This window comes from Neobacillus sp. B4I6 (genome assembly GCF_050434045.1).
In the GTDB taxonomy this organism is placed as follows: Bacteria; Bacillota; Bacilli; order Bacillales; family Cytobacillaceae; genus Neobacillus.
Genome location: NZ_JBNPWB010000002.1, coordinates 2,608,315 through 2,627,099 on the forward strand (window position 1 = coordinate 2,608,315; position 18,785 = coordinate 2,627,099).

23 protein-coding genes and 1 pseudogene are annotated in these 18,785 nt (G+C 36.8%); 9 read left to right on the forward strand and 15 right to left on the reverse strand.

The features are described from left to right. Nucleotides 1-78 precede the first annotated feature (78 nt). From QF028_RS14920 to QF028_RS14930, 3 genes are all read left to right on the forward strand, one after another. A complete protein-coding gene (locus tag QF028_RS14920) occupies nt 79-987 on the forward strand; it encodes an MBL fold metallo-hydrolase (RefSeq protein WP_429466531.1) in 909 nt (302 codons plus the stop codon). 107 nt (nt 988-1,094) lie between these two features. Next, nucleotides 1,095-1,775 (forward strand): YhcN/YlaJ family sporulation lipoprotein, encoded by a 681-nt coding sequence (locus tag QF028_RS14925; protein ID WP_429466533.1) that lies wholly within the window; start codon nt 1,095-1,097, stop codon nt 1,773-1,775. A 284-nt stretch (nt 1,776-2,059) separates the two neighbouring features. Further along, entirely contained in the window at nt 2,060-2,881 is an 822-nt protein-coding gene (locus QF028_RS14930; protein WP_429466534.1) for an SGNH/GDSL hydrolase family protein, read from the forward strand. A gap of 133 nt (nt 2,882-3,014) precedes the next feature. Here QF028_RS14930 and QF028_RS14935 read toward each other — a convergent pair whose 3' ends face one another. The 4 genes from QF028_RS14935 to QF028_RS14950 form a co-directional block, all read right to left on the reverse strand. After that, nucleotides 3,015-3,194, reverse strand: a complete 180-nt coding sequence (locus QF028_RS14935; RefSeq protein WP_214716784.1) for a hypothetical protein — start codon at nt 3,192-3,194, stop codon at nt 3,015-3,017. A 65-nt stretch (nt 3,195-3,259) separates the two neighbouring features. Next, the gene (locus tag QF028_RS14940; protein WP_429472357.1) at nt 3,260-4,078 is read right to left on the reverse strand and encodes a histidinol-phosphatase; all 819 of its coding nucleotides are present in this window, start codon (nt 4,076-4,078) and stop codon (nt 3,260-3,262) included. A 128-nt stretch (nt 4,079-4,206) separates the two neighbouring features. Further along, nucleotides 4,207-4,770, reverse strand: a complete 564-nt coding sequence (locus QF028_RS14945) for a DUF2062 domain-containing protein (protein ID WP_168243346.1) — start codon at nt 4,768-4,770, stop codon at nt 4,207-4,209. A 144-nt stretch (nt 4,771-4,914) separates the two neighbouring features. Next, nucleotides 4,915-5,721 carry an HAD family hydrolase gene (locus tag QF028_RS14950; protein WP_429466537.1) on the reverse strand — a complete coding sequence of 269 codons (807 nt, stop codon included), beginning with the start codon at nt 5,719-5,721 and terminating at the stop codon, nt 4,915-4,917. Nucleotides 5,722-5,957: 236 nt separating this feature from the next. Between QF028_RS14950 and QF028_RS14955 the strand changes: the two genes are divergently transcribed. Then, a complete protein-coding gene (locus QF028_RS14955; protein WP_429466539.1) occupies nt 5,958-7,220 on the forward strand; it encodes an MFS transporter in 1,263 nt (420 codons plus the stop codon). Nucleotides 7,221-7,281: 61 nt separating this feature from the next. Here QF028_RS14955 and QF028_RS14960 read toward each other — a convergent pair whose 3' ends face one another. Further along, nucleotides 7,282-7,794 (reverse strand): hypothetical protein, encoded by a 513-nt coding sequence (locus QF028_RS14960; RefSeq protein ID WP_410882934.1) that lies wholly within the window; start codon nt 7,792-7,794, stop codon nt 7,282-7,284. Between the two features lie 213 nt (nt 7,795-8,007). Between QF028_RS14960 and QF028_RS14965 the strand changes: the two genes are divergently transcribed. Then, nucleotides 8,008-9,105, forward strand: coding sequence for an AbrB family transcriptional regulator (locus tag QF028_RS14965; protein WP_429466542.1), 1,098 nt, complete (start codon nt 8,008-8,010; stop codon nt 9,103-9,105). Between the two features lie 72 nt (nt 9,106-9,177). Further along, complete coding sequence (locus tag QF028_RS14970) at nt 9,178-9,915, forward strand: metallophosphoesterase family protein (RefSeq protein ID WP_429466544.1); 738 nt, start codon at nt 9,178-9,180, stop codon at nt 9,913-9,915. Nucleotides 9,916-10,049: 134 nt separating this feature from the next. Here the strand turns inward: QF028_RS14970 and QF028_RS14975 are convergent, their stop codons facing one another. Both QF028_RS14975 and QF028_RS14980 read right to left on the reverse strand, forming a co-directional pair. Further along, nucleotides 10,050-10,703 (reverse strand): YcnI family protein, encoded by a 654-nt coding sequence (locus tag QF028_RS14975; protein ID WP_410883318.1) that lies wholly within the window; start codon nt 10,701-10,703, stop codon nt 10,050-10,052. Nucleotides 10,704-10,761: 58 nt separating this feature from the next. Then, complete coding sequence (locus QF028_RS14980; protein WP_429466546.1) at nt 10,762-11,355, reverse strand: DeoR family transcriptional regulator; 594 nt, start codon at nt 11,353-11,355, stop codon at nt 10,762-10,764. 236 nt (nt 11,356-11,591) lie between these two features. Between QF028_RS14980 and QF028_RS14985 the strand changes: the two genes are divergently transcribed. Further along, complete coding sequence (locus QF028_RS14985) at nt 11,592-11,909, forward strand: hypothetical protein (protein WP_088087033.1); 318 nt, start codon at nt 11,592-11,594, stop codon at nt 11,907-11,909. Nucleotides 11,910-12,045: 136 nt separating this feature from the next. Then, nucleotides 12,046-12,267: a hypothetical protein gene (locus QF028_RS14990; protein ID WP_088087032.1), complete on the forward strand. Its 222-nt coding sequence runs from the start codon at nt 12,046-12,048 to the stop codon at nt 12,265-12,267. Between the two features lie 46 nt (nt 12,268-12,313). Here QF028_RS14990 and QF028_RS14995 read toward each other — a convergent pair whose 3' ends face one another. Then, nucleotides 12,314-13,135, reverse strand: a complete 822-nt coding sequence (locus QF028_RS14995; protein ID WP_429466549.1) for a GNAT family N-acetyltransferase — start codon at nt 13,133-13,135, stop codon at nt 12,314-12,316. A gap of 227 nt (nt 13,136-13,362) precedes the next feature. On the opposite strand from QF028_RS14995, the gene QF028_RS15000 reads away from it, so the two are divergent. Beyond that, complete coding sequence (locus QF028_RS15000) at nt 13,363-13,581, forward strand: hypothetical protein (protein ID WP_168243338.1); 219 nt, start codon at nt 13,363-13,365, stop codon at nt 13,579-13,581. 298 nt (nt 13,582-13,879) lie between these two features. Here QF028_RS15000 and QF028_RS15005 read toward each other — a convergent pair. The 7 genes and pseudogenes from QF028_RS15005 to QF028_RS15035 all read right to left on the reverse strand — a co-directional run bounded on the left by QF028_RS15005 (nt 13,880) and on the right by QF028_RS15035 (nt 18,744). Continuing rightward, a pseudogene (locus QF028_RS15005) lies at nt 13,880-14,264 on the reverse strand (YybH family protein). A 22-nt stretch (nt 14,265-14,286) separates the two neighbouring features. Then, nucleotides 14,287-14,742 (reverse strand): GNAT family N-acetyltransferase, encoded by a 456-nt coding sequence (locus tag QF028_RS15010; RefSeq protein WP_429466551.1) that lies wholly within the window; start codon nt 14,740-14,742, stop codon nt 14,287-14,289. A 343-nt stretch (nt 14,743-15,085) separates the two neighbouring features. Continuing rightward, the gene (locus tag QF028_RS15015; protein WP_429466553.1) at nt 15,086-15,304 is read right to left on the reverse strand and encodes a COG4315 family predicted lipoprotein; all 219 of its coding nucleotides are present in this window, start codon (nt 15,302-15,304) and stop codon (nt 15,086-15,088) included. Between the two features lie 51 nt (nt 15,305-15,355). After that, nucleotides 15,356-15,565, reverse strand: coding sequence for a hypothetical protein (locus tag QF028_RS15020; RefSeq protein WP_429466555.1), 210 nt, complete (start codon nt 15,563-15,565; stop codon nt 15,356-15,358). 184 nt (nt 15,566-15,749) lie between these two features. Continuing rightward, nucleotides 15,750-16,331 (reverse strand): ATP-dependent Clp endopeptidase proteolytic subunit ClpP, encoded by a 582-nt coding sequence (gene clpP, locus QF028_RS15025; protein ID WP_088087025.1) that lies wholly within the window; start codon nt 16,329-16,331, stop codon nt 15,750-15,752. A 27-nt stretch (nt 16,332-16,358) separates the two neighbouring features. Continuing rightward, nucleotides 16,359-17,081, reverse strand: a complete 723-nt coding sequence (locus tag QF028_RS15030) for a sigma-70 family RNA polymerase sigma factor (RefSeq protein ID WP_429466557.1) — start codon at nt 17,079-17,081, stop codon at nt 16,359-16,361. A 190-nt stretch (nt 17,082-17,271) separates the two neighbouring features. Next, nucleotides 17,272-18,744 (reverse strand): sucrose-6-phosphate hydrolase, encoded by a 1,473-nt coding sequence (locus QF028_RS15035; RefSeq protein ID WP_429466559.1) that lies wholly within the window; start codon nt 18,742-18,744, stop codon nt 17,272-17,274. Nucleotides 18,745-18,785 lie beyond the last annotated feature (41 nt).

Here is an 18,785-nt window from a genome sequence, read left to right on the forward strand (position 1 = left end):
TTTGATACATGGTATCCTTTACTTAAATATCAATGATTTGGTTATAAAAAAAGTTCAAAAGAAAATCGGTGAATATTAATGAAGATATATACTAATTTGGATAATGTGAAGAGCTACAAATCGTTTAAGGACATGAGGAAATGGCAGAGTGAACGAAGGAAGAAAGTGAAAGATTTATCCGTTAACATTGAACAGTGTCCTTCTAAAAAAGTGAGAGAATTAAATGAGAACAGGAGCCAGACATCTTATACTTGGATTGGACATTCCACCTTTTTGATTCAAATAAATGGGATGAACATAATAACTGACCCTGTTTGGGCCAAGCGGATGGGACTAGAAAAAAGATTAACGGAGCCGGGCCTTTCGTTAGCAGATCTGCCAGAGATTGATGTGGTTGTAATTTCTCACGGTCATTACGATCATTTGGACTTCCCCACACTAAAAAAATTAAATGGGAATCCCCAATACTTTGTTCCAGCGGGTATGAAGTCCCTTTTTAACAAAAAGGGCTATCAGAAGGTAACTGAAATGAATTGGTGGGAAAGTACCGAACATGAGGGAGTAACTATTCATTTCGTCCCCGCTCAGCATTGGACAAGAAGGTCGCTGAAGGATATGAATACATCCCATTGGGGGGGCTGGATTTTTCAAACCCGAGAAGAAACGCTTTATTTTGTTGGCGATACCGGCTATTTTAGTGGTTTTAAACAAATAGCCGAACGATTTACCATTGATACGGTGTTTATGCCGATTGGTGCCTTTGAGCCAGAATGGTTCATGGCGCCTGCCCATATATCACCAGAAGACAGTGTGAAAGCATTCATTGAATTAAAGGCAAAAAACTTCGTCCCGATGCATTATGGCACTTATCGGTTAGCCGACGACACGGGGCCAGAAGCCTTGGAACGTTTAATCCGTGCGTGGGAAAAGCATCAGCTGCGCAAGGAACAGTTAACGGTTCTTCTACTTGGGGAAACGGTATTTTAGTTGGGGGCTTCTAATTTTAAATTACCTGCTCTTTGACTCGCATAGTTCCACTTTAATTGGTCACTATATATTTGTAAGACCATTTTTAAAGGGGAGTGACTTCTGTGGTGAAAAAAAGTTGGGTAACTTTTGTTTTAGCAACTACCTTATTAGGATTAACTGGTTGCGCAAATAATAATAAGAATGCATTGAATGACAATAATGCAGGCAATATGGGAGTAAACAATGTTAGAAACAATGCCATTAACGGGGTTAACGTAAGGAATGTTTCGAACCAAAATTTACGTGTTTCAGGTCGTGCCATTAGTAATGTAGAAAGCCTGAAAGAAGTTGACCAAGCCAATGTAATCATTCGAAATAATGATGCATATGTGGCCGTTCGATTAAATAATAATTTTCAAAATGGCACCCGCGCCAATAAAGGCACAACTGGGACAGGGCCAAATATGAATGCTACTTATGGGAATGGCTATAACTCCGGCACAACAGGAACCAATGGCTCTACAAATATGAGTGCTACTACCGGCAATCTTGACAACACGGTTACCAATGGAACAAGAAATAATCTCGGAACTACAACTGGAACACGTGGGACTACCACCAAACTTGATCAGAAAATAATCGATCAGGTCCGTGCAGCTGATCGAAATATTGACAACGTTTATATTTCTTACGATACCGATACTTTCGGCCAAATGACGAACTATACAAATGATATTCGTACTGGAACAAACAGAAATGGCCTGTGGAACGATTTTACGAATTCTGTTAACAGGATGTTTAGATAAGAGGAAATCAGCTGCCGGATAAATTTTCGGCAGCTTTTTTTCTTTAGAATTGTTCTCTCCAGTCACCGCTCACGGTTTGCTTCCTATTAGAAGGAAGCACATAGACTCCTCCCCCGTCCTTTTTGAAACCCAAAGAAATAATTTCAATACACCATTAATTAATCCTCTAGGTTCAAACCAACTTTTCAGTTGTATCTTATTTACCTTACTTTAACTGGAAATCAACTCCTACTTATTTTCACTTGTTATTCTTGATATAATAGAATATTCAAGGAGTGGTTGGTATGAAAATAGTAAAATATCTAATAGTTTTTGTATTGCTCATTGGCTTTGGTATTTCTGCGTGGTTTTATTATCCCCAGTACCAAATACACCAAATGAAAAAACACGCGGTTGCGGTGGTTAAGAAAAGTTCTGACCAAATCTCTTATCTCAATTATTATCGAAATTCTAAAACTTCTCAGATTCACCATTTGGCGATTGGTGATTCTATTATACGTGGAGTTGGTGCCGGAAAGAATGAAAATTTTGTCAGTCTATTTTCTAGCAAATTAGCAGAACAAACCGCAAAACCAATTGAATTTCAAAATCAAGGGATCAATGGGATCACCAGTAGTGAATTAAATGACTTGGTTCAAGAGGGTCGATTTGATGAATCAATTAAGCAATCCGACATTGTCACGATTAATGTAGGCGGTAATGATATTCTTCGAATGGCAAACGGACAAAATTTTCGTACCGTCATTCAAAGCTATGACCAATTGCAAACCACCTTCTCGAAAAATTTGTCTGATATTACATCGAGAATTACCAAGCTAAATCCAAAGGTCACAATTGTATTCTTAGAATTGTATAATCCATTATCACCAGATGACCAACTGTACCCTATAGCAGATAAAATGCTGCCAAAATGGAATGTTAATATATATGAGGTTGCTCATAAAGTCCCTGGGTCGATTGTCATCGAAACAACAAAGGTCATAAACGGGGACCACCTGCAAAATCTTTCCCCTGATGGTGTCCATCCAAATTTGGCCGGTTATACCGCCATTTCGGAGCAAATAATTTATCAATTTAAACATCAATATAGAAAAAGTTCCGTATAGAACCGAAGGAAGATCGGTAAAAGAACTCTTTAACAGCATAAAAACAAGCTTAGAAAAACACCTTCCTCGTTTCATTTTTAGGAAAATGAATGTGAGAAGGTGTTTTTTTTGATTAAAAATAAATCGCTTAACACTATATTAGAGGTCTTCCCGCATCAGGTGAAAGATTGGGATCTCCGCCACCAGTGATAATAGCGCTGTCGGGCTGAATATCATTATCCTCCAAGTTAGCTGTAAGATTTGTTTTGCTATTTTTATGATCATTTACATTATTTTGAAACTCTTGTGGTACATTCTTTTTCTCTTTATCCATGATTACACCGCCTTTTTACTGATAGTGTTTGTAATTCAAGAATAAATATACGAAGCATGTATTTCCTAAATCCTAACTGTGGCTCTCTCTTTATTTTTAAAATAAACCCATTCCTTGAAGCCGATTTCTTTAAGGTGCCGTTGAACTTGATCAAACTCGTCCCCTACTCGATGTGGATCATGGGCATCCGATCCAAACGTTACCTTCACACCATAGTGAAGTGCCATCTCTAAAATATCATCCGACGGATACCAGCCGCCAACGTCTTTTGTTTTTCCGGATGTGTTGATTTCAATCGCAATATCATTTTCTCCAATCACCTTAATGGTATTTTCAACTGCAGCTGTCTGGATGGATGAAAAGGCAGGATAGAATCCTTTCATGGCATCAATATGGCCGAGGATTTGAAACATCCCACTTCGAGCCGATTGTTCAATAAGCGAATAGTAATTTTCTTTCGTTCTGATTTTTTCTTGTTCTGTGAGCCCATTCCAGCGCTTTTTATTAAAAATACTCACCCCGTCCACATGGTGAACCGAACCAATGATGTAATCAAAAGGGTACGGCTCAAAACAGGAACGATAAATCTCTACAGACTCAGGGAAGAAATCCGATTCCACTCCAAGAAGAACCTCGATTTTATCGCTATAAGCTTGTTTCAGCTGCAGTACTTCGTTGACGTATTCTGGAAACATACTTTTTGCCATCGCGATATGGGGACGGAGATGATCTTCGTCACTACTAAAGTAAGGGGAATGATCGGCAATCCCGATTACACTTAGCCCTCGTTCAATCGCGGCATCAATATAATCACGAATCTTTCCGCGAGCATGGCCGCAACGATCATGATGCGTATGTAAATCAAATTTGGGATTTGAATTCAACTTGTCCACGTTAATCACCTCACCTATTAATATGTACATATATCAGAAAAGATTAATCAAAGAAAAAAAAAGAAAACACCTTCCACTAGTTCCGATGTTAAGTGGCGGCGTTTTCTTTTTCGAAACAATTAAACATAATTCTGCTTGATTGAATTGAGAGGTGTCTCTCGTTTATTGCGTCTTCTTTTAAGCCTTTTCGTTTTTTCTTTTTCATAAAAATGATAAACAATAAAGTAAGAACTAAAGCTTAGGATCATCCCAAAAATGGTCATACCTATTAAAGTATGGAAGCCTCCATGAAGGATACTAATTAGACTATGAAGATCACCGTGGATCAACTTTTGAAAAGAAAATGATGACTTGTGGCCTAAATTTACTTTCATAGGAAAAATCAATTTCCCAATTTTTTTTGCAAAAGGTAACAGAATAACTGGAAGAAGGGTTAGTTTCCCGATGACATTACCAATAATGGATGCAGGTAATGAACCTTTCGCTAAACGGACGATCGGTACAAATAATATATAAATAAGCGAACCTGTTGAGAGAACCAACATTTCCAAACCAAGGCCCAGCGCAAATCCTAAGGATACTTTTCTTGCTCCACCAGGAGACCGAAGAAGTTTAGTTATATTAAACTTAAAAGCACGTCCAAATCGCTGCAAAAAATTATACTTTTTTGGTTTTATGCTCATGATGGGTATCTCCTTACTTCAATAGATAAGTTTATTATACTCTAAATGAGCCATAACTACTATTCTAAGAAATCAACTAATTGAATAAAAATAGAGCTGATTCCATCTTGGAAACAGCTCTGCATTAACTGGGACTTCACTAATTTACGCTTGAACCTCTTTATTTAAATGAACCCATTCTTGAGACCGGATTTCTTTGACAGAATCCCTTCTAGTTTTGCCACTAGAATCTGCCTGTTCTCTTATATACTCTGGCAATTGAACAAGTGATTTTAATTCGGCATAGGTACCGCTTGGTTCAATTTCAATATCCACGATATTATAGCTCCACTCTATCTCCGCTGGGATATGAATGGCATTTAGACCAAGCTCAATCGCCGGCTTGATGTCTGTTTTGAGTGAATTGCCGATCAGCCAAGTATTCTTTTTATCAGCGTTTATTTTGTTTAAAACCTGTTGCAATGCTTCTGTATTTTTATGTTCAAAGATAAAGATTCTTTCTTGAAAGTAATCCGTTAAGCGTAATTGGGAAATTTTTCTATTTTGATTCTCTTCATCTCCTCCAGTAAATAAATATAATTGATGCCGCTCTGCTTGTAAGGTATCCAAGATTTCATACATATAAGGAAAAGGTTTCACCTTTCTTTGAAAAACACTTTGACCAATTTTTTCTACTTGATTTAGTTCAGACGCTTTCATTTTTCTCCCCGTTTTTTCGCAAAAATACCGATAGGTTGTCACTAGGGATTGCGTGTATAAGGAAGAATGCAAGCCATCATTTTCAACAGATTTTATATCAATTTCAGATTGTTTTTGGAGAATTTCCTGCTTTTGTACGGATTTAAACCATTTCTTCATCACATTTGCAAATCTGTTTCTAGATTCTACAAAGTATTTATTACAGTGAATCAAGGTGTCATCTAAATCCAATATTAAGGTTTGTTGATTCATGAACCAATCCCCCCTTAAATAGTGGTGTAACTTAATTATATGAGATAACATCATTTTCATGATAAAATGAGCCTTTCCCATCAAAAGTTAGTGCATAAGTATTAGCGGACAATGTAAAAGCGGAAATAGACTTTTCAATATAATAGTGACACGGACAAAAGCCAGTGTCTCGATAGACCTTAAATAAGATTTATATAGTATAATAAGAAAATTATAGCAAACAGGAGAAGAGATCATTGGAAAAACAAAATAGCAAGTATAGATGGGTCGTTTTTGTATCAATTTTATTAACGTATTTATTAATTGTTAGTCAACGAACAGCTCCAGGTTTAATTTCCGATCAATTGATGAAGGATTTCAACATTACAGCCTCTACGATTGGATTACTGACAAGTATTCAATTTTTTGCCTATGCTGGTCTGCAAATTCCTATTGGGATCTTGTCTGATCGGTTTGGCCCCAACATTTTTCTAGTGATTGGGGCGCTTCTTACTGGAATAGGTACATTAATTTATAGTCTAGCCACGAATGAAATAGTGCTTCTTTTTGCTAGATTATTGGTAGGTACGGGTGATTCAGCTATTTGGGTTAATTTAGTGTTAATCCTAAGTCAATGGTTTAAAGTGAGGGAGTTTGTTGGATTACTGGGCATAGCTGGAATGGCAGGGAGTTTAGGCTTTTTGCTAGCGACCGTCCCCTTTTCAGCATGGATTACTCTATCAGGCTGGCGCGCCCCCTTTTTTACATCGGGGATTATGGTAGTTCTCTGTGGAGTACTTCTTTACTATGTCCTAGTAAAAAAACCAAAGAATTTTGAATGGAACGATACCATACCTAAAAAACAGAAAAAGCCTCGTGAAAAAACGCTGATTTTGTTACGTCGTATTTTTTCCACCCGCCAAGCATGGGCCACGTTCTTCTGTCACTTTGGTACTGTTGGAACGTATGTAGGATTTATTGGTTCGTGGGCTGTCCCCTATGGGATGCATGTATATGGATTGTCTCGTTCAGATGCGAGTCAACTGATTATGGTAGGTCTTTTCGGGGCAATTATTGGTGCTCCATTAACTAGCTGGATTTCCAGCCGCTTAGACTCGATTAAACGTCCGTATGTTATTGTTCACTGCATTGTGTTTTTATGCTGGGCGTCATTCCTTTTCATGAATGGAAAGCCGCCAGTCTTAATGCTTACGATTATTTTCTTTCTTATAGGATATGGAAATGGAGCGAGTGCTTTAACCTTTGCGATTGTTAGAAAATCCTTCGATATCAAAGAAGTCGGGGTTGTTTCTGGCTTTGCCAATATGGGCGGTTTTTTAAGTGCTGTTCTTTTGCCAAGTATTTTTGGGAAAGTGTTAGACCATTTCCACGCATCTGCAAGTAGTATAGGCTACCAATATGGTTTTATTATTCCTGTCATTTTCTCCTTACTAGGGTTATTGGGTGGATTGATTATCGTGGAGAAACGACAAGAAATTTTGCAAAGTCAGGTAAATTAATTTTCTTAATGAAACAAAAAACTAGGGAACTCATATGAAGCTTCCTAGTTTTTTTCTGTTATTATTCGATTTTGTAATCCATGACCCACTCTGTGTTTGGCAGGTAGTTAATCAGAAAACGGCGTCCTTCCACATTTTTTTCGATTGGATATTGTGGGTTTGGGGATATATTTAAACGTTTGTTATGGATTATTACAGTAATAGTTCCTTGGATTTCACCCTTAGAAGGTTTCTCATAAACAATTTTTGAAGGAATCCCTTCTAATATTGTGTAATTCTTTTTTATGTAAGCCGGTGAATCTGCCCAATACGCAGAAGCGCTGAACAAGGCTAGAGCTCCAAGTCCCAGAATCCCTAAGCGATAGATCCACATGACCGATGAGCCTATATAAGGTAATTCTTGCACCCTGGTGAATCCCTTCCAGACATTGTTTACTTTTAAACTAAATAATATAAATGATAAACCTGCACCGGTTAAGCCAATCGCGCAGAATGGGAAGATATTTGTATACATGCCAAGTGGGACTAATAAGAAGAAGGTAATACCCAGTCCTAAAATAAATGGTGCTTTCATATATTACTCTCCTTTTCAGCTATATTTTCCATGTAAACTTTCCCGATTATTATGTGTAATTCTTCCCAAAATTACTTCACTCAAATGCACCAGTTTAGATTAAATTTCCACACCATGATAAAATAGTTTAAGCGCGGAATTACATAAATATCGTGTTTCCTTACTTCAAGGTTGTTAATATTCTACTAATTTATAGAGATAGAAGGGTTCTGCTTGATCAAATTTGCAAATGGCGACAAAAGGATTCAATTTTGTGTCTCATTGTTAATCGCTTTAATAGGAGGAATTGCGTTCGCTGCACTACATACACCTATTCCATGGCTGCTTGGACCTATGGCAGCTGTTTTAATTGGCTCAAGGTTTAGAAAAGTTCAGTTTTACTGGCCTAGTACCATTCGCGACATAGGTTTAGTGATTGTCGGATATTCGGTTGGCCTCTCGTTCACAAAAGAAGCACTTTTGGAAATAATGGCTAAACTGCCTTCCATGTTGCTGATGACAGTATTACTTGTTTGTATTTGTGCTGGAATTGCTTTTGTTGTTTCTAAGTTAACTGGTGTCGATTATCCAACCGTGTTGATTGGAAGTATTCCGGGCGGGCTATCACAAATGATTATTTTCGCCGAAGAATTGAAAGGAATTAACATTACTACGGTAACCTTTCTACAGGTAGCTAGATTGATTATGATTATTTTCTTTGTTCCGTTTCTTATTTTGGGACCTCTTTTTAAAAATACGACTAACAAAGCTTTGGACTTGGTTAATATTGGTACTGTCTCCCCTATCCCACTTTTTCCAACCATCATTTGGTTTGCTATTATTTGTGTTGTTTGTGCATTGCTTGCTCGAAAATTAAAATTTCCTACCCCCTATATGTTAGGTCCAATTTTAGGAACAGCAGTCATCAATTTATCAGGCTTACATGGGCCCGCGGTACCAGCTTCGATTCTTGATGCCTCCCAATTTATGATTGGCGGGTACATTGGTTTGCTATTAAAGCCTGAGAAACTGGAGCACAAAACAAAAATTATTACACTTGCGCTCCTTAGTGGGATGGTAATGATTTTGGTCTCCATCGGGCTAAGTTTATTACTCGTTGCTTACTACCCTATCGACCAATCAACCAGTTTTTTAGCTTTGGCTCCTGGAGGAATGGATCAAATGGGAATTCTCGCTCATGAGGTCCATGCCGATTTATCGATGGTGACCGGCTATCAACTTTTTCGACTCTTTTTTATTTACTTTGCCGTTCCACCGCTTCTAAGATGGATTTTTAAAGTCGGGATGAGGAAAACAGCAAAGACCCCTTAGGTCCTATGGTCGAAATATTTGTATTTTATTACTTGCAGATGTGTAAACTATTGGAAAAACGGAGATTAGAAAATGGAGAAGAAAATAGCAATCATAACGGATATTCATGGTAATTATTCGGCATTAATGGCAGTTTTGAATGAGATTGACAAGGACGAAAAGACTGAGCATATCTATTGTTTGGGAGATTTGATCGGGATTGGGTATGAAACGAATGAGGTTCTTGAGCTCCTAAGTTCACGTTCTGATATTTCGTATGTGATGGGAAACCACGATGAAGCTATTTTGGATATTATTGCAGGTAGAGAGCCTTATAGCAGGGGTAGTGAAAAGGTACATCATCAATGGATTGCAGCCCATCTAGACCATAAGTTTATTCCGTTTTTAACCGAGATTCCTGTCACGTTAGAATCGATTTACAATGGTAAAAGATTGTTTTTTGTTCACTACCATTTGAGTGAACTAAATAAATTTATCTCAGTGGATAAAGAGCCAACCGAGGAGAAACTTGACGCCCTTTATCAGACATCTAATGCGGATATTGTTTGTTTTGGCCATCATCACGTGATCCATCACTTTAAATCCATGGAGCGACTCTATCTCAACCCAAGCTCTTTGGGCTGTCATTATAAGCCATTGGCCTCTTACGCTGTTGTGACGATTGGTGAACTGGGAGATATTTCTATTACTTTTAGGGAAGTGCCGTATGACAATAAAGAATTTCTGATCGGTTTTAACAGATTGAATGTACCTGATGCGGATTATATTTTAAAGATATTTTATGGCGATCAACATTTGAAATTTATGTAATTCTGTTTACCGCATCTAAGTTTAACCCCGGGCAGACTTTTTTATACGTAAATAATAGCCCTCGATTATAATTTCCATAAAAAATGACGATGAGCTTGATCATTCCAAGCTTATCGTCATTTTTTTAATAGGTATTACTTTTTACGAATGGCAAATACAAGAGCCACTAATGATAACAAGGCTGCAACAACCGATAAGATGGTCGGAAGTGAATTAGTGTTATCAGAGTCTGTTTTTTTAGCTTCAACTGTTTTTGTTTCTTCTTTTTTCGTTTCTTCCATTTTAGCATTGTCGTTGTGGTCATCCGTTGATGCGCCTGCAACAATGTCAGTTATGGAATGAGGACTATCTGCTCCTTCTTCCCCTGTCCATTCTACTATGCTGCCATCTTTATAATATTGAAAAGCATCCCAAGCTGCTTTAGTTGCCGTTTCAGGGTTTTTTCCAACAAACGTAAATTGCTGGAATTGACCAGGTAAAATCCCGTCACCTGTTGCTTCGAAAGTAAATGATTTTACTATACCTTTCGCATCTTTTTCATCGGAATATTTCCATCCAGGGACTGGCTGATAAGACTTAATTTCAACTCCAGCTGGTGCTTTTAACGTGAATTTTGTCGTGGCTATATCCTTTTCAACGGGAACTTTAACTGTATATGTTTCCCATGCACCTGTTGTCGACGTTTTCGGTACTACTGTCACATGGGCACTTGCCACACTTGAGAATAATAATAAACCTAATATTGTTGGTAAAAACACTTTAGAAATCTTTTTCAATGTACGTTTCATCATTTTTGCTCCTCAATGTTTATTCATTACTGCAAAAGTAAAAGCTTCCTTCTTACTTTCATTCCAACAATCTCTCTTTTTTATTGCATCCACATCCACATTGACCATTCATTCTTTTTTGTATTTCTAAGATGGCTTCTCCGAATCGGAGAACAATTCCACCAAAGCCTTTTTGAAATTGATCGGCATGTTTTAATGAATCAAAAGCTAATACTTGTGGCTGGCAGCAATTCAAATTAAAATCTGCGTCAAGTAAGAAATACGCCATTTTTGCACTAACAGTCGTATCCTGAAGGAAATCGCGACAAATGATTTGAGAAACATCTTTTTCTATGTCGTTATATCGTAATAAGCCACAATGAGGACAGCAAAGGTGCTCTACCCTTAACTCATGGGTTATAATTTGAACTGGGTGGCGATTATTTGATTCCTTCAAGCAATATGTACATGCGCTTGAAGATGTGTTAGTTTCTTGTGTTATGCAGATTCCACCTGAAGTTTTAATGACCTTTTTGTCTTCTATTAATGGCTTTATATCTCGATAAACGGTCATTTCGGAAACTTGTGAACGATTGCTAATTTCTGTAATCGATAGGGTTCCTTCATTATTTAACCAAGTTAATAGGTGCTGTCGACGTTCAATAGGTAACAATTGTGCACCTCCTTCAAGATTTGTTGAAATTGCTTTTATATAATAAGATTAGAATACCTTTAAGATATTAACAAGGTATGAATGTGAATAACTTGTGAAATTTTATCAATGAAATCACATTTTCTCACAAAACTTAACATTGGTTGAATTAAGAAATAGGTATAAAGACTAGGGAAAATAGAAGGATTTACATTCCTATCATTTCTCTTAAAATACATAGAAGGAGGTAGAGTACAATGATTAAAAGAGTGATCATCCTTTTGGTGCTCTCATCAATTTTAATAGCATTAGTATTAGTAAAAGATCATACTTCTGCTCCTGTTAACAATACTATAACTAAAAACAATGGTTCCTCTGAGTACACCACGGTAGAATACAAGATTAGTAAAATTAAAGGGAAGCAATACTACGGAAAAAGTGATGACGGAACAGATATCATCTTTTCTTCAAAGAACATCCTTTCGGGTGATAAAATACGCGTACATGATGTGGTCATATGCTATTTTGATAAGAATAATTTAGGAAAAGGTTTAGTCAAAGTGGAGAAGAAATAGATATTATAAGGTCCCTCTTGAGTGGCTTCTGCCAACTTCATTCGAGGGGCAGATTTCTTGTTTACAGAAGTACAGTTGCAAAAAATGAAGTGATTTTTATTCAAAACCACAATTAATTACAGAAAGGAAAATTAGATTGAAGGAATTTACAGTTTGCTATACGTTTGATCATGAGATCATAACCGAAAAAATGATTAAAGAATTAGATGTTAATAAAGAAGATGTTGAACAAGAAGTAGTTGAAATGATGGAGCGTAACAAATACTTTATCGTGAAAAATGATCAAGGGAATTATATAATAAATTCCTATTTAGTTCGTTTTGTACGGATAATTAATGAAAGGATATTAGTCAAATAAACAAGCTGCAAGCCTTAGAAGGAATATTTTGCCTCTCTATACAAGATTACTTACATAGTGAACTCTTTATAATTACCTTGTTATAAGCTAATTTAAAACCGTTTCTTTCCATATTCCTGGCGGATGTGTTATTCGGTTTTGTCATCACAGTCAAATGAGTACATCCTTTAGACTTTGCATAATTAATTCTTTCTTCAATTAGTAAATTTTGATAGCCTCTTCCTCTGTGTGTTTGAATCGTACTAGTTAAGAACATTTCACCAAGCTGGTCAGATATTGCCACGAATGCCCCTGCCACACTTTCTTCCTTTTCTTTTAATAAAAAAGCAGTTGAATGAGATAAATTTAAAAAACCTCTTACGGATTCGATTGAATCCTCCGTTGTGTTCTGGTCGCTTGAAAAACCAAGGGCAACGGTTCGTGCCCATTCATATGATTCTTCAGCACCCACTTTTACTATTGAAACCTCGTCATTTCTTAGGTTTCCTTTGTTTGGATTCCACTCCTCTAATTTGAGTACCCAAACAGCTAGGAATTGTTCTAGAGTGTATCCTGATTCTTGGAGTATTTTTAGTAATGTTTGATCAGAAAAGGGAGTTAACTCAAAATGTATATTTGAACAATTATCTTTTTCCCGAATGAAGTTTTCTACCCTCTCAATATCACTGGATAAAACAGCTCCATTTAAGCCAAGGCCTACACCAAAACAATAATTATCCATTTGAAACACAGTGCCCTTTCTATCTAATGACAAATAATCTCCATTATAAGATGGTGACATTTTCTTTCGATTAATAATGTACTCCATGGTCCCTTGAATTTTTATATCCTCTATTTTCCTTGCTAATTCTTCATTATTTAAAATCACCTATGTCGTCCCCCGAACGTATTTCATTTTTTAACAAACATATCCAATATTAATTCAACACAGTTTTTCTCTTTTGAAAAGTTACGATTATTACCCCCAGCTAAAATTGAGGTAAACAGCATTTTTCAATTTTTTTTTGTATTAGTAATTTGGTCTAAATTTAACTCATATATTTTATATGAGCATTTTTTATGTATCATATATCATAAGAAATAGGTGAGACCAAAATGTTTGCTGTTCATTTTATTGAAAAAAATAACGTTTTATTAACTCAGCTGCTTAATCGTGTTCCAACCGAAGGTGAAGAGTTAAAAATTAAAGGTCGAAAGGCAAAAGTTGAAAGTGTTAAGAATATTGATGATCTCAATATTCATGTTCAAGTTACCATAGTGGTCGTTAATAAAAATAAACTTGTTGTAGATAATTCAAAAAAGAAAAAGCGGTAAACAAGAAAAAGAACGTACATGTTAGATTTTCATCTCTAATATGTGCGTTTTTTTTATTTCTGTTTTCACAACCTTGAAATATATTCACAGCTATTTTTTTATTTTCTGACAGTGTGAATTATTGGTAAATCAGCCTAAATTTAGTGGAAATATGTCCTTCAAAATATACAATGCATAAGCTATAAAGAATTAATTTATTGCAAAGAAGGTGAATTTAAATGACTCATGGTCATGGTCAGTGAATTATTCACCTCCAAGTATGAGAGGTAACCAACTCTTTTTATTTGTCCTCGGATGTCTAATTATTGATCAATTCGGTCCCATATGAGTTATCGATTGCACAAAGCCAATCACCTTGTAAATTTTTCTTAAATACATAGGTCGCCTTTCTATCCATAGAATATTCCGAATCCTTTTTATCGGCAGCGAGTAGTGTCTGGGAAATGACTAATGCCGTGTCTCCAGCTTCTAGTATAATAATTTCACCCTGTGTTGGTACAACACTGTTATTGAAATAATTTGCAATCGCAATAAATGCTTTTTTGATTTCCTCTTTTCCGCATCATTCCAGGCCTTACAACAAGAATGGCATCATCGGTATAGTAATTCATCAGCGTGTCAAAATCTTCCTGTTTAATTGCCATATCACACTTTTTGATGACCTCTTTTAATTCGTGTTCCATCATCTATCCCTCCCAAACTTAATTATAATTCCATTGTCATAAATACGCTATTTGGGTCCTCGCTGTAATCCGAAAACGGCAAACAATAGTGGAACCCGAAACTTGCATATAGTCTTCTTGCTGGTTCAAAAGCATCCATTGATCCTGTTTCCAAGCTCAGCCTGTGATAGCCACGCTGTTTGGCTTCTTCAATAATGTGTTTTAGCATCCGTTTAGCTACACCTTTTCTTAGATGTGAGGAAGAGGTTCGCATGGATTTGATCTCTCCATGTTGATCATCAAGTTCTTTAAGTGCCCCACAACCAACTAATTTATTGCCTTCCCATGCACTCCAGAAAGTAATCTCTGGTTTTCGTAATTGTTCTAGATTTAGTGCATGGATACTTTCTGGTGGTGAATTCAGTTTCATACTGTGAAGATGCTCCCCTACTAATTCAGTCACTTCTGTTCCAGTTAAATCATCTATTTTTATTTCCAATATAATCCCCCTTTGGTCTTATTATGGAAAATATATTAAACTATTAGCAGGATTAGTGCCAGTAATAATTCCTTTTCTAATAAAAAAAGGCCATCGGCAACTTTCTTGAAAAAACTCATTTGATAATCGGTAAATTGTCCTTCGGCCTGGTTCCGATGGACAAAAACCTCCTTGAGTTTCGGTTAAATGTCTTTCGTCTAACTGGAAAAAGTATTGGCAGATATGCAATAAAAATTTTATAGATAAACTAAATAGACCGGCTGCATCGACAGTCGGTCTATTACTCTCTATTTGCTTCATCTGAATGTTCTAGTTCCATTCATTGTACAATTAAATAATGTAATTAGAAAGAGGTATCCGCATTAATAATAAACCACACATCTCCTACTGCCTGTCCTGTTACATCACCTTTTGATTTATCTTTAATGAAATAATAAAGTGGATATCCTTTGTATGTTACTTGTTCGGTTCCATCATCTGCCCTCTTGATTGTACCAAAGTCACTTTTATTAAACCCGTCTGGAACTTCGAAATCTTGTGCAGGGAACGCCGGCCAATTCACTAAGCATTCTCCACTACAATTGGTTACACCCGGCTGATCCTTAGCGAAATGTTATAACGCCATTCCTTTTGAATCAGCTAAGTATTTTCCTATCTTATCATTCTCTAATAATTGTAAACGATCATTTTTACTCTCTTTGTCAGTAGTTGAGGATTCACTTTTTGGTTTATTCTCTTTCGTAACTTCCTTTGTACCATTACTGCATGCAGCTAACAAAAAGATAAATAAGAAAACGGAAATGAGATAAGCATATTTTTTCATTTAAGTTCCTCCTTTAATAGTGTTTACATTAAAGGAAACGGACAACGCTTTAAAACGGTTTGATGTAAAAATAAAAGTTTTTAGTTCAATTTTTAAGAATCCCAACATAAAAAAGCTCCCAATGGAGGGAACTTTAAATATATTTTTTTTATACTCTATTTTTCTCTTTCTATTCCATTAAAACTTATTTTGGGTAGAGAATCTCATCGATTATCCCATACTCTTTCGCTTCTTCGGCACTCATGAAGTAATCTCGATCCGTATCCTTTGCTACCTTTTCAAGCGGTTGGCCGGTCCGTTCTGAAATAATCTTATTGATATGCTCCCTAAGCTTTAAGATTCTTCGTGCAGAAATCTCGATTTCCGTTGCCTGCCCTTTTGCTCCACCTAACGGCTGATGAATCATAATTTCACTATTTGGCAGTGCGTACCGTTTTCCTTTTTTTCCAGCAAGCAGTAACATCGCCCCAAATGATGCGGCCATCCCTGTGCAGATTGTCCTGACATCTGGCTTAATGTATTGCATCGTGTCAAAAATGGCAAAACCAGCTGTAGTCAAACCTCCTGGGCTGTTGATATAGAGCGAAATTTCTTTATCCGGCGCATCTGCAGCTAAAAATAATAATTGGGCAACAACACTATTGGCCGTATGTTCGTTTATTTCATCCCCAATGATAATAATTCTGTCCTTTAAAAGTCGTGAATAGATATCATAAGAACGTTCTCCACGATTAGATTGTTCGATTACATATGGAATGGTACTCATCCCAATCCCTCCTTGAAAGCAATTTGGCTATGCAGCCATACAGAGAGTGCTTGAAGGAGTGTAATTTGGTTTGGACCGTAATTTACCTGTCACGTGCTTAGGAACTTTACTAATACCTGTTCGTGAAGGAAGCGCTTGAATGAGGATGGTTGGATCTTGATTTTTTAATGCCTCATAAAATAGGTCCGAAAGTTGCTCCCGTTCTTCCTCCTCCCAAAACAAGTCAACTGACTGAACTTGCCCTTCATCGATTGCTTTATCAAGACGCTTTTTCGCACGATGAAGATTAGACTTCACAGCCATTTCTGTAAAATCTAACATCGAGGCGATTTCCTTCAGCTGATATTGAAATCCCTCTTTTAACAAAAAGATAATCGCTTGGTTGGGAGTGAAGTTCTTCAGGAGTATATCAACCGATTCCCTTGTGTTATCAAGTTGATTTGTTAAAGAATGAGTGGAAAAATCGAGATCCGCCTCAACCGTTTCATTTTTTCTTTTTCGAAGCATATCAATCCAATGATTATAGGCAATCTTATTTAGCAATGCAGTGGTAAGCTTTTGCGAGTGATTGCCATATTTTAAGGCCTTAATAAAGGTTTCCTGTGCGATTTCGTCTCCATCCCATCCATTACGGGCAAGAAAGTGACAATATCTTCGAAGTTTTGGATAATTTTCGATCCAAAATTCATTTTCGAACGTATCCTCGTTCTGTGATCTTATTAAGTTGGCCTCTCTAAGTTTCTGTGACATGATTTCACTCCTTTTGCACTCTCTACCCTTTAAACGTTTCGAGAGGGATGAAAAGATACGGGGGCAATAAATTTTCTTTTTTTAAAGTTACTTTATGTTGTTGGAATTTAATATAAACTTGACCATTTTAGAAATCAAAAGAAAAACTTTAAAAATGCCCCTTTTATATTTAAGATTCACACCTACTTCTTCAATAATCCCATTTCTTTATATTGAACATAGCATTGCCTTTTGACGCAAAGAATCTAATTTGGTCGCAATCTGACTCTGGGAAAATCCGTGCTGTAAAGACTTCTTCCCCATCATTGATAAATATCTCAACAGAAGAGGTATCTACGAACATATGAATCGAAATCTTATTGCTATTAAGGTAACATGCTCTTGTTGTCCCATAAGCAGTCCCAACCTCTTCACCAGAATAACTGCGATCCAAAATCACCTTTTGTTCGGCAAGATGATATTTAATTACGGTTTTTTTCGTATTATTCGCCCGAAACTCGATTCCACATTCTTCTGCACAAATATCGGACATTTCACAATACATTTCAAATGTTGTACCATTCATACTTGGGAAGCTTTTCACATCATTCTCAATAAAGGCCGTAATTTTTTGTTCAACTTTACGAAGCAGTTTCATTTCTTCTATTGGCTGTTGGATTAATTTATCATTTTTCACCTTTAGTTCGCGAGGAATTGTTAAACAATGAGCCCAGCCGTTAGGATCCGTTGGATATTCTATTTCCGGTAACCCCATCCAGCCAATAAGAATTCTTCTCCCATCCGGTCCAAGTGTCGTTTGGGGGGCATAAAAATCAAAACCGCGGTCAAGCTCACGAAAATCACCGTGGACAAAATTTCTATTCGGCAGGTTTAGCTTCTTTCCCAGAATATACCCTGATTGATAAATGTTGTGGAAATCATCGCCATGGGGTTCGAGCCCTTGAGGAGAAAATACAAAAATGCCTTGATTGGCGAGTTCAAAATAATCTGGGCATTCCCACATGTACCCAAAATCCTTTAGCTCCGTTTCTAATTCTCCTTCAAAGTTCCATTGTTTTAAATTGGACGAACGATAAAGGACAGCTGCACCGGTTAAATTATCACGTTGTGCACCAATAACCGTATAATATTGGCCATCCTCAGACTTCCACACCTTCGGATCACGAAAATGGTCAGTATAACCACTTGGTACAGTTGAGATTACTGGCAGGTTCTCTTTTTCAATATCTCCTTGTTCATTCATAACAGCCAAACATTGATATGGATGCCTTTGCCAATTTTCATCGCGTGTATTCCCTGTATACATCAAATATAAATTTCCATCCTGTTCAATTGCACTGCCTGAATATGCTCCATGGCTATCTAAAAAATCCCCCGGTGCAATGCCTATTCCCTCGTCTTCCCAATGCACTAGATCCTTTGATTTCACATGGTACCAATATTTCAACCCATGGACAGGTCCTAAAGGAAACCATTGATAAAATAAATGATAGTAACCATTATAAAAAGCAAAGCCATTTGGATCATTTAGTAAACCTGTATTAGGCTGTATATGAAACGATTGCCTCCAAGGGCAAGCATTTACCGTTTTCATTAATTCCTGCATTGCTTCAGGGCTTTCATCTTCCATTCGGCGGTATCTTTTCTCTTTAGTCCACTCCATAATGTTTCTACTCCTTAAATAAATGGAAGAGAATCATTAAT

What these genes read in the sequence shown, in the direction of transcription:
- QF028_RS14920 (WP_429466531.1), top strand. Translation starts at nt 79, where the DNA reads ATGAAGATATATACTAATTTGGATAATGTGAAGAGCTACAAATCGTTT.
- QF028_RS14930 (WP_429466534.1), top strand. Translation starts at nt 2,060, where the DNA reads ATGAAAATAGTAAAATATCTAATAGTTTTTGTATTGCTCATTGGCTTT.
- QF028_RS14935 (WP_214716784.1), bottom strand. Translation starts at nt 3,194, where the DNA reads ATGGATAAAGAGAAAAAGAATGTACCACAAGAGTTTCAAAATAATGTA.
- QF028_RS14945 (WP_168243346.1), bottom strand. Translation starts at nt 4,770, where the DNA reads ATGAGCATAAAACCAAAAAAGTATAATTTTTTGCAGCGATTTGGACGT.
- QF028_RS14950 (WP_429466537.1), bottom strand. Translation starts at nt 5,721, where the DNA reads ATGAATCAACAAACCTTAATATTGGATTTAGATGACACCTTGATTCAC.
- QF028_RS14960 (WP_410882934.1), bottom strand. Translation starts at nt 7,794, where the DNA reads ATGAAAGCACCATTTATTTTAGGACTGGGTATTACCTTCTTCTTATTA.
- QF028_RS14970 (WP_429466544.1), top strand. Translation starts at nt 9,178, where the DNA reads ATGGAGAAGAAAATAGCAATCATAACGGATATTCATGGTAATTATTCG.
- QF028_RS14975 (WP_410883318.1), bottom strand. Translation starts at nt 10,703, where the DNA reads ATGAAACGTACATTGAAAAAGATTTCTAAAGTGTTTTTACCAACAATA.
- QF028_RS14985 (WP_088087033.1), top strand. Translation starts at nt 11,592, where the DNA reads ATGATTAAAAGAGTGATCATCCTTTTGGTGCTCTCATCAATTTTAATA.
- QF028_RS15000 (WP_168243338.1), top strand. Translation starts at nt 13,363, where the DNA reads ATGTTTGCTGTTCATTTTATTGAAAAAAATAACGTTTTATTAACTCAG.
- QF028_RS15020 (WP_429466555.1), bottom strand. Translation starts at nt 15,565, where the DNA reads ATGAAAAAATATGCTTATCTCATTTCCGTTTTCTTATTTATCTTTTTG.
- clpP (WP_088087025.1), bottom strand. Translation starts at nt 16,331, where the DNA reads ATGAGTACCATTCCATATGTAATCGAACAATCTAATCGTGGAGAACGT.
- QF028_RS15030 (WP_429466557.1), bottom strand. Translation starts at nt 17,081, where the DNA reads ATGTCACAGAAACTTAGAGAGGCCAACTTAATAAGATCACAGAACGAG.
- QF028_RS15035 (WP_429466559.1), bottom strand. Translation starts at nt 18,744, where the DNA reads ATGGAGTGGACTAAAGAGAAAAGATACCGCCGAATGGAAGATGAAAGC.